Genomic DNA, 9,471 nt, shown 5'->3' with positions numbered 1-9,471 from the left:
CTGCGACCGTCGTTCTTTGGCATCTCATTGGCATCGACGGTCACAGACCGTCGCTACTCATGGGCATCGACGGTCGCAGACCGCCGCTACATTGACTATCCCAGGATCTGGGCGAGCACGTAGGGGAGGATGCCGCCGGCGCGGTAGTAGTCCTTTTCCACCGGGGTATCGATGCGGACGACGACGGGGACGTCGAAGCTTTCTCCGTCGGCGGGATGCACCTTGAGGGTGGCCTGCTGCATGGGCTTGAGGTCGTTGTCGATGCCGACCAGATCGAAGGTGGCGTCGCCGAGGCCTTTGACTTTGTCGTAGTCCTCCTTGTTGACGAAGTTGCAGGGAAGCACGCCCATGCCGACGAGGTTGGAGCGGTGGATGCGCTCGAAGGACTTGGTGATGACCGCCTTGACGCCGAGCAGGTTGGTGCCTTTGGCGGCCCAGTCGCGGCTGGAGCCCATGCCGTAGTCCTCGCCGCCGATGATGATGGTGGGGACGCACTCTTCCTGATAGACGGCGGCGGCGTCGTAGATGGCGAGGGTGGGGATGTCGCCATTGACGACGGCCGGTCCGGAGACGGTGCCGTTCTGGAGTTCGTGGCTCTCGGCCATGAGGCGTTCCTTGGCCGGGGCGGCGGACGGGTAGTATTTGGTCACGCCGCCTTCGATGCCGGGGACCATGAGGTTCTTGATCCGGACGTTGGCGAAGGTGCCGCGGGTCATGATGCGGTCATTGCCACGGCGTGAGCCGTAGGAGTTGAAATCGGCGAATGTGACGCCTTTTTCCACCAGGTGGCGGCCGGCGGGGCTGTCCATCTTGATGGCTCCGGCAGGGGAGATGTGGTCGGTGGTGACGGAGTCGCCGAAGATGCCGAGCGGGCGGGCACCGTGGATTTCCACGATGTCGCGCGGGGCGGGGGTGAAGCCGTCGAAGAAGGGCGGCTCCTGGATGTAGGTGGATTCGCGGTCCCACTCGTAAACGTTGCCGGTGGAGGATTTGATTTCGTTCCACTTCGGGTTCTGGTCGGAGAAGCCGGTGTAGAGGCGTTGGAAAACGTCGGGGCGGAGCGAGGCGTTCATCGCGTCGGTGATTTCCTGGCTGGTGGGCCAGATGTCGGCGAGGAAGACGGGCTCGCCTTCCGGGGTTCTTCCTAACGGCTCGGTGGTGAGGTCGATATCGACGGTGCCGGCGAGGGCGAAGGCGACGACGAGCGGCGGCGACATGAGGAAGTTCGCCTTGATGGACTGGTGGACGCGGGCCTCGAAGTTCCGGTTTCCTGATAGGACTGAGGCGGCGACGATGTCCTCGGATTTCACGACGTCCTCGATGCCCGTGTCGAGCGGGCCGGAGTTGCCGATGCAGGTGGTGCAGCCGTAGCCGACGGTCTGGAATCCGAGAGTGTCGAGTTCGGCCTGGAGGCCGGTTTTGTTGAGGTAGTCGGTGACGACGCGGGAGCCGGGTCCGAGCGAGGTTTTGACGGACGGGTTGATGGTGAGGCCGAGGGCGTTTGCCTTTTTCGCTAACAAACCGGCGGCGAGCATGACGCTCGGGTTCGAGGTGTTGGTGCAGCTGGTGATGGCGGCGATGAGCACGGAGCCGTGGCCGATCTTGTCCTTCACGCCGCCCTTGCTGTCGACGGTGACGATGGCGGATTTGGTTTCGGATTTGGCGAAGCCGCCATCGGCGATGGGAGCGGCGAGGAGTTCGCCCCATTTGACCTTGAGGTTGTCGAGGTCGATGCGGTCTTGCGGGCGCTTGGGGCCGGCGACGCCGGGTTTCACGGTGGAGAGGTCGAGATCGACGACTTGGGAGAATTCGAGGGCGTCTCGGTCGGTCGGGATGCCCCAGAGGCTTTGGGCCTTGTAGTAGTTCTCGACGGTGGTGACGAGTTCGGCAGGGCGGCCGGTGCCGGCGAGGTAGCCGGTGGTGATTTCGTCGATGCCGAAGAAGCCCATGGTCGCGCCGTATTCGGGTGCCATGTTGGCGATGGTGGCGCGGTCGGGGAGGCTGAGGGCTTTGGCGCCGGGGCCGAAGAATTCGACGAATTTTCCGACGACTTTGGTTTTACGGAGGACTTCGGTGACGAGCAGGACGAGGTCGGTGGCGGTGACGCCGGTGTTGAGTGCGCCGGTGAGATAGACGCCGACGACTTCGGGAACGAGGAAGGTGACGGGTTGGCCGAGCATGCCGGCCTCCGCTTCGATGCCGCCCACGCCCCAGCCGACGACGCCGAGGCCGTTGATCATGGTGGTGTGGGAGTCAGTGCCGACCAGGGTGTCCGGATAGAACACGCCGTTTTTCTCAAGCACGCACTTGGCGAGGTATTCGAGGTTCACCTGGTGGACGATGCCGATGCCGGGAGGGACGACCTTGAAGGTGTCGAAGGCTTGTTCGCCCCATTTGAGGAACTCGTAGCGCTCGCGGTTGCGGTGGAATTCGAGGTCGAGGTTTTTCTCCAGCGAGTCGGGGCCGCCTGCGTAATCGACTTGCACGGAGTGGTCGACGACGAGATCGACGGGGACCAGTGGCTCGATCATTTTCGCGTCCTTGCCCATGCCGTCGACGGCGGAGCGCATGGCGGCGAGATCGACGAGGAGAGGCACGCCGGTGAAATCCTGGAGCACGATGCGGGCGACGACGAAGGGGATTTCATAGTCGCCGGGGGCCTTGGCGTTGTAGTTGGCGAGGTTGGTGATGTCCTTTTCCGAGACTTTCAGCCCGTCGTTGTTGCGGAGGAGGGATTCGAGAACGATGCGGATCGAGACCGGCAATTTCGAGAGATTCGGGAAGCCTTGTTCGGCGAGGGCGGGGAGCGAGTGGAAATTTCCCTGTGCGCCAGAGCCGGTGGTGAAGGTGCGGAGTGTGTTCATGAATGGATCGTTGTGGAAAAGCCGGTGGGGCTGGAATGCGGCGGAGGTTATTGGCGGCGGGGGATTTGTCAAAATCGTTCACCCGCAGATTGAAGGTTGATTTCCGGGGTTGAGTGGCGGGGGCGACCGTGTAGCGTCCGCGCATGCGAACCGGACGGGACTGGATGACGGTGGTGTTATGCGCTTTATTGATGATTTCCTGCGGCGGAGCGGGGCCAGCGCCCATCGTCGAGAACATCGAAGCAGGTGACGAGCCCGCGGAGGGAGGAATCGCCGAGGTGCCGAATCCGAGCGCCTCGATGGCGAAAAAAAGCGGGAAATCGCTCGAGCAAATCCAACGTGGGCACGAAGTTTACATGCTGCATTGCGGCGAGTGCCACAAATACAAGCTGCCGCAGGATTTGGACATCGACGAGTGGGAGACGGCGGTGCCGAAAATGATCGGCCACGCGGGACTGGCGTCCGCGGATGAAAAGGCGGTGCTGGCCTACGTGGTGGCGGTGAAGCGGGAACGCGGGGAGGAATGAGCGCGGCCGTCGATCTCCTGGCGTTCGCGGGGGTGATGGCGTTGGGGCAGTTCAGTCCGGGGCCGGACATGATTTTGCTGACGCGGACCGCGCTGCAGAGTGGAGCCCGTAAGGGTGTGGAAATGGCGCTGGGGATTGCTTGTGGGTTAGCGGTGCACGCGATGCTGGCGGTGGCTGGGCTGGCGGTAGCTTTCGAGCGGCTGCCGGTTTTGTGGGAGTTCATGCGCTGGCTGGCTGCGGGATATCTGCTCTGGCTGGCCTGCGGTTTGTTCCGGGAGTGGCATTCCGGAGCGAAGGTGGATTCTGGTAGGAATGCGTCGGGAAGGCGGCCGTTCGTGCGGGGGCTGTTTTGTAATTTGCTGAATCCGAAAGCCGCGGTTTTTCTGACGGCAGTTTGCGCGCCGTTTCTGAGAGGCGCCCGGCCGGAGTGGTGGGCGTTCGCGATCTGGGGAATCGTGGTCGGACAGGGATGCGTCCTGTGGTCGCTGTGGGCGTGGCTGCTGCAATGCAATCCGCTGCGCTCGCGCTACGAGCGGGCGGCGCGATGGATCGACGGCGCGTTTGGGACTGTGCTGCTGGTGTTGGCGGTCCGCTTGATCGCCGGGTGAACGGAAAAGGCCCCGCGGGGTGCGGGGCCTTTGGCTGAATCGTGAGATTTGGTCCTGCGGGATCAGTCGTATTTCGGCGCCGTGTGCTGGTTGAAATAACCGTCTGTGAGATACATCGAGCCGGCGTAATCAGGCAGTGGGCCGGCGTCCGGAGGGAGCGGGATGTTGCCGACGGTAGCGTCCTCGGCTTGCGAGTAGGCGATGTTCACCGGCGTGCCGACTTTGACCAGGCGGAAGAATTTCGGAGCGAGATTCTCGTGCATCCGGATGCAGCCGTGGGTACAGGGCTGGTGCTTGACCCAGCCGGTGTGGAAGCCGTAGTTAGGTTTGAACTCGCACCAGTAGGGCATCGGCGTGCCCTTGAACGACCAGCCGGGAGGACGGCTGCTGAGCATGGTCTTCTTGACGTTGTTTCCGCTGTAAGCATAGCCGTGGGTGTTGGCGCGGTGTTTGTGCTCCTTGTTGAAAATGCTGAAACTTCCGGACGGGGTGGTCGTTCCCGGCGCGCCGACGGAGACCGGCATGGCGAGCAACATTTCGGAACCTTCCATCACATACACCCGCTGCTTGCTGAGCGAGACTTTCACCCGGACGTTGCCAGGGCTGGCGGGCAATTTGGTCGGGCGGTCGTAGGCGTGATAGGCCGCCAGGCCGGAGCCGCCGGATGAAAGGTTCGAACAGGAGGGGAACAGGGTGGCCGCGCAGACTGCGGCGGCGATTGCGAGAAGTGATTTTGAAGTCATGGCGTTATGATCAGGCGGAAGGATTGCGATCGCCCGGGAAAATGCAAGACATGGTGCGGGTGAATTGCTCAGCGGAGCCGCTCCCAGGAATCGACCCGGGAATTGACGAACCAAACCGATGCGACGCGATAAGGGATGTATGCGACTTCGGGGCCGAAGCCGTATCCGTAGCCCGGATACCCGTGGTGGCCGTAAGGACCATATCCGTATCCGTGTCCGTATCCATAGCCGCCGTAAAAGGTCGAGGCGTAAACCGGGCGCGAGCCGGCATAATCCCAGCGCTCGGTTCTTTTGGAATCCTTCGATCCCTCGAAGCGCCGCGCCGGATAGCCCCAGGCGAGCATCACGGCGTCCGGAGACATGCCGCGGGCGATTTGTCCCTGCTCGACGAGGCGCTGGTCCTTTTTGGGAAGCGCCGCGAAGACCTGCGGGTTTTGTGCGATCCGCGCCTGGGGCGTGGAAGGGACACATGATGAAAAAGCAAGGCCTGCCAACAGTGCGGTGAGTAGTTTTTTCATGGCCGGAACCTACGCCAAATCAAGCAGCGGCGCAACGTCCGGCAAGATGATTTTCAAGAACCGGTGGAAAGGGGCTTGCCAATGGCGAATCGGACGCCGCAATCTTCGGGCGAACATTTCCCCGATTGAAAACATGTCCGAACTTCTTGAAAATGACGATCTCACCGCCGCATTGAAAAAATGCCCCGAGTGGGACTACGAAAAAAAAGCCATCACCCGGACCGTCGAGTTCGAGGAATTCATGGATGCGATTGATTTCGTGAACGATCTCGCCGAGATCGCCGAGGAAGCGCAGCACCATCCCGACATTACCATCAAGCACACCAAGGTGACGCTGAAACTAACCACCCATGACGCCGGCGGCGTGACGGAGCTCGACATCGAGCTCGCGCAGCGGGTGGACAACCTGGTGGATTGAGCCGCAGGAATTCAGAATCAAGCAGGGTCGCCCGTCCGCGGGTGGCCCTGCTTTTTTCGTTCAGCGGGGGAGCATCAGCTCGTCGTCCTTCATTCCGGTTAGGTTGCCGAGGCCTTTGAGCAGGCAGCGCAGGGTGAAGAACAGGAAGATCATGACAGGCACGCCGATGACCGCGAATCCCCAGCCGGTGACTTTGGCGATGATCGAGTTGTAGGTTTCCAGCGCGTCGGAAGCCCCTGCATCGAAGCCGAGGAAAAACCATTGGGCGAGGATCAGGTTCATCAGCGAGCTGAGAAAGAAGGAGGCGGCGAAAAGCTTCGTGGCCCGGTGGAGCAGGCGCTCGTAATCCCCCTGCGCGGAAATCGCGGTGATCCGGTCTTCAATTTTGGGGATGTCGAAGATCGAATCGTTGTAAAGGAAGACGCGGATCAGCGGCGTCGTCGAGCGGTGAGAGAAGAGGATCGCGACGCCGAGCACGAGCGGGATCAGCGCTTCCTTGAGGCCGAAGAGCAAGCCGGCGTTAGGTTTCACGGTGCCGTTCTTGTTCCACAGATAGACGGTCAGACCGCCGGATAGAAGGACGGAAATCAGGCCGAGCGCCGAGAAGAAGTTGCCCTTGCGGGTCTTGAGGTAATACCAGGCGCCGTAGCCGAGCGGCAGCGCCAGGGCGAGGATCATCGCCCAGAGCGGGCCGATGTGCCAGGGTCTGGCGATTTTGCCGAGTCTTGCCTGCAGGTCCGGGTCCTTGCTGAGGTAGCTGAGGATCAGCACCGGCACGATCACGTTGACGACGATGTTAGCCAGCGGGTGCTCCTTGGGTGTTTTAGGATCGGGCATGAAATGGATGGAAATGGGAAGCCGCTGGACGGGCAACAAAAGGGCGGCCCCGGAAAATCCAAGGCCGCCCTGTTGGACGAATCAGACTTTTCCGAAAATGCTCTGACCGGTGGAGCGGAGGTCGTCGCAAGCCTCTTTCATCCGCTCGCAAAGGCTGAGTTCGCCCTTTTTCAAATAGGAGCGCGGATCGTATGCCTTCTTGTCGCCGACTTCACCGTCGATCTTGAGCACGCCTTCGATGTTCTGGCACATGTGGGTGACGATCGGGCGGGTGAACGCGTATTGCGTGTCGGTGTCGATGTTCATTTTCACGACGCCGTAGTCGAGCGTTTCGCGGAGATCGCTCTCGGAGGTGCCGGATCCGCCGTGGAAGACGAGGTCCATTTCCGCGGCCGCGCCGTGCTTGTCCATGACCGCCTTCTGGCCGTCGCGGAGGATGGTGGGCTTGAGCTTCACCGCGCCGGGCTTGTAGGAACCGTGGACGTTGCCGAAGGTGGCGGCGAACAGGAAGCGGCCGATCGGCTGGAGCGCTTCGTAAACCTCCACCATGTCTTCGGGCGTGGTGTAGAGTTTTTCAATCGGGAGACCTGAAGTGTCGTGGCCGTCTTCCTCACCGCCGACGCAGCCGGCTTCGACTTCAAGGATGATGCCGAGATCGGCGCATTCCTTGAGGAGGGCTTTGGAAATTTCGAGGTTTTCCTTCAGGTCAACCACCGAGCCGTCGAACATGTGGGATTGGAACAGCGGGCCTTTGCCTTCGGCAATGCGCTTGCGGGAGGCTTCGAGCAGCGGCTTGAGGAAGCCATCGACCTTGGCGGGATGGCAGTGGTCGGTGTGGAGGGCGATGAGGACGTTGTGTTTTTCCGCGAGCAGGTGGCAGGCCTCGGCAAGCACGATGGCTCCGAAGGCGGCGTCTTTCACCGAGGTGCCGGATGCGAACTCGCCGCCGCCGGTGGAAACCTGGATGATTCCGTCGGATTTCATTTCGGAAAACGCGCGCAGCGCACCGTTGATGGTGGGCAGCGAGGTGACGTTGATGGCGGGATAGGCGTAGCCACCCTTTTGGGCGGCGTCCAACATGGCGCGATATTGTGCGGGAGTTGCGATTGGCATGACGAGTGTGTGCTTAGACGCGCGGCGGATTAACGACAAGCCAGAATCGAGGAAATCCTTGGAGTTGTCCGGCTTGTGGCTTGCCAACCGCCGACTGGCGCGATTGTTTCTCGTTTATCCCGATGAACTCGCCCGAATCAATTGTCTGCAAACCAACGCCTTGGTTTCTCTTCCGCGCGCTGGTGATGCTGCTGATGTTCGGCGTTTTCGCGGTGCTTTTTTACATCGACGGCTCGACCGGGTACCGCAAGAAAAACGAGGTTTACTACCTGCACAAGGCGTTCCAGATCGCGAACGAGGAGTTTTCGAAAATGAATTCCAGCGGCGCGCTCACGCCCGAGGAGTGGAAAAACCATGCGGCGAAACAGTCCGTCGCGTTTCCCGAGGACCACTCGATCCTGCCTCTCTCGCTCACGCTGCCGATGCCGTGGCCTGAAATTCTCCACGACTACGAGCGGATGAAGCCGCTGCAATGGAACATCTTGTGGCGCGAATACACCCGCGAGCGCGGGCTCGGCGCGTCTCCGCCGGAGCATCCTTATGACGCCGGAAAAATCCGGGAGCAGTGGATCGTCTGCGGAGTTTGCGCCGCGCTGGCCGGTGCGGCGGCGTTTTTCCTGATCCGCACGCTGGGCCGCTCGATTTCGGCGGACGCCGAGGCGGTCACCTCGCAGCAGGGCAAGCGGGTTCCCTATTCGGATCTCAAGACGCTCGATCTCCGCAAATGGGACACCAAGGGGATCGCCTTCATCGACTACGACGGCGCGTCCGGGAAAGGCCGGATTCGCATCGACGGCCTGACTTACGGCGGCTTCAAAAAGGACAGCGACGAGCCCGCCGAGCGCCTGATGCGCCTGATCCGCTCGCGGTTTTCCGGTGAAATCATCGAATACGCCTCCTTCCCCGACAGCCAACCCAAGGACGACGCCTCCAGTCCTGCCTGATTGGTTTTCGCGGGTCCAGTGCTTTTCCGCTCCCGATTCGTTTTCGAGGTTGCCAAGCCGGGTCCGCAAGCGGTAACCACTCCCAACGCCAACACTCAACAACAGCAACTCATGTCAGACAAAAGTATCGAAGCCCGTGTAAAGGACATCATCGTGGACCAACTTGGCGTCAACGCTGATCAAGTGACCACCGAAGCCAAATTCGTCGAGGACCTCGGCGCCGACTCCCTCGACACCGTCGAGCTCGTCATGGCTTTCGAAGAAGAATTCGACATCGAAGTGCCGGACGAAGAGGCCGAAAAGCTTCAAGCCGTCGGCGACGTGGTGACTTACATCACCAGCCAACAAGCCTGATTCCGGTAGGCGAACGCTTTGCGAAAGGGCGGACTCCTCACAGGGTGTCCGCCCTTTTCTTTGCATTACGCCCGATCCGGGTGATTCTCTCCTGCCCATGCACTCTCCGGACGACATCCACTACGCGCTTGAAACGACCAAGGTTCTCCGCGAGCCGGACCGTCGCATCGACACCTTCGGCGAGACGCGGTTCGAATTCCAGCTCATCAGCGAGCTGATGGACCGGACAAACGAAGTCCGTATCCGCACCGGCGAGGTCGAGGCCATGCGCCCGCGCATCCTCCGTCCGTCCTCCTACAACGAGGTCGCACTCGATGGATTCGATCCATCTGCCAGAGCCCGTTTCGACAAGCTGGTGGACAAGCTCAAAGCCGAAGGCAAGGACCTCGCCTTCCTCCAATACGGTTTCCAGTTCAAGCGCGGCCAGGTCCACGAGGAAATCGTCCACGACAGCATTGACGCCGTCCGCGAGCGCGTGCTCGAAGACATCCGCCGCACCGGCAATCCCGCCCGCGCCGTCATCGAAGGCGTGGATGACGCCTGGG

General features: G+C 61.3%; 11 protein-coding genes. 6 read left to right on the top strand and 5 right to left on the bottom strand.

What is annotated here, in order from left to right; genetic code table 11:
• Positions 1-95 precede the first annotated feature (95 nt).
• Complete coding sequence (acnA, locus tag AC4DF4_RS16690; protein WP_490049243.1) at positions 96-2,864, bottom strand: aconitate hydratase AcnA; 2,769 nt, start codon at positions 2,862-2,864, stop codon at positions 96-98.
• 143 nt (positions 2,865-3,007) lie between these two features.
• Here acnA and AC4DF4_RS16685 point away from each other — a divergent pair, with 143 nt between their 5' ends.
• Entirely contained in the window at positions 3,008-3,391 is a 384-nt protein-coding gene (locus AC4DF4_RS16685; RefSeq protein ID WP_490049242.1) for a hypothetical protein, read from the top strand.
• Entirely contained in the window at positions 3,388-3,999 is a 612-nt protein-coding gene (locus AC4DF4_RS16680) for a LysE family translocator (RefSeq protein WP_490049241.1), read from the top strand. Before AC4DF4_RS16685 ends, AC4DF4_RS16680 begins: the two co-directional genes overlap by 4 nt.
• 62 nt (positions 4,000-4,061) lie before the next feature.
• On the opposite strand, the gene AC4DF4_RS16675 is transcribed toward AC4DF4_RS16680, so the two are convergent.
• Both AC4DF4_RS16675 and AC4DF4_RS16670 read right to left on the bottom strand, forming a co-directional pair.
• Positions 4,062-4,742, bottom strand: a complete 681-nt coding sequence (locus AC4DF4_RS16675; RefSeq protein WP_490049240.1) for a L,D-transpeptidase — start codon at positions 4,740-4,742, stop codon at positions 4,062-4,064.
• 68 nt (positions 4,743-4,810) lie between these two features.
• Positions 4,811-5,260, bottom strand: a complete 450-nt coding sequence (locus AC4DF4_RS16670; RefSeq protein ID WP_490049239.1) for a hypothetical protein — start codon at positions 5,258-5,260, stop codon at positions 4,811-4,813.
• 133 nt (positions 5,261-5,393) lie between these two features.
• On the opposite strand from AC4DF4_RS16670, the gene AC4DF4_RS16665 reads away from it, so the two are divergent.
• On the top strand, positions 5,394-5,678 hold the full coding sequence (locus AC4DF4_RS16665) for a 4a-hydroxytetrahydrobiopterin dehydratase (RefSeq protein WP_490049238.1): 285 nt from the start codon (positions 5,394-5,396) through the stop codon (positions 5,676-5,678).
• Positions 5,679-5,738: 60 nt separating this feature from the next.
• On the opposite strand, the gene AC4DF4_RS16660 is transcribed toward AC4DF4_RS16665, so the two are convergent.
• Complete coding sequence (locus AC4DF4_RS16660) at positions 5,739-6,515, bottom strand: VC0807 family protein (RefSeq protein ID WP_490049237.1); 777 nt, start codon at positions 6,513-6,515, stop codon at positions 5,739-5,741.
• A gap of 81 nt (positions 6,516-6,596) precedes the next feature.
• Entirely contained in the window at positions 6,597-7,628 is a 1,032-nt protein-coding gene (gene fbaA, locus AC4DF4_RS16655) for a class II fructose-bisphosphate aldolase (RefSeq protein WP_490049236.1), read from the bottom strand.
• Between the two features lie 122 nt (positions 7,629-7,750).
• Here fbaA and AC4DF4_RS16650 point away from each other — a divergent pair, with 122 nt between their 5' ends.
• The 3 genes from AC4DF4_RS16650 to AC4DF4_RS16640 all read left to right on the top strand — a co-directional run.
• The gene (locus AC4DF4_RS16650; RefSeq protein WP_490049235.1) at positions 7,751-8,572 is read left to right on the top strand and encodes a hypothetical protein; all 822 of its coding nucleotides are present in this window, start codon (positions 7,751-7,753) and stop codon (positions 8,570-8,572) included.
• Positions 8,573-8,683: 111 nt separating this feature from the next.
• Positions 8,684-8,926 carry an acyl carrier protein gene (acpP, locus tag AC4DF4_RS16645; protein WP_488258742.1) on the top strand — a complete coding sequence of 81 codons (243 nt, stop codon included), beginning with the start codon at positions 8,684-8,686 and terminating at the stop codon, positions 8,924-8,926.
• Positions 8,927-9,023: 97 nt separating this feature from the next.
• A partial coding sequence (locus AC4DF4_RS16640) for a hypothetical protein (protein ID WP_490049234.1) occupies positions 9,024-9,471 on the top strand: 448 nt, incomplete at its 3' end.

It is taken from the genome of Luteolibacter sp. (assembly GCF_058122085.1).
Note: the sequence above shows the minus strand (reverse complement) of the source record. Positions and strands in the feature narration are given on the sequence as shown.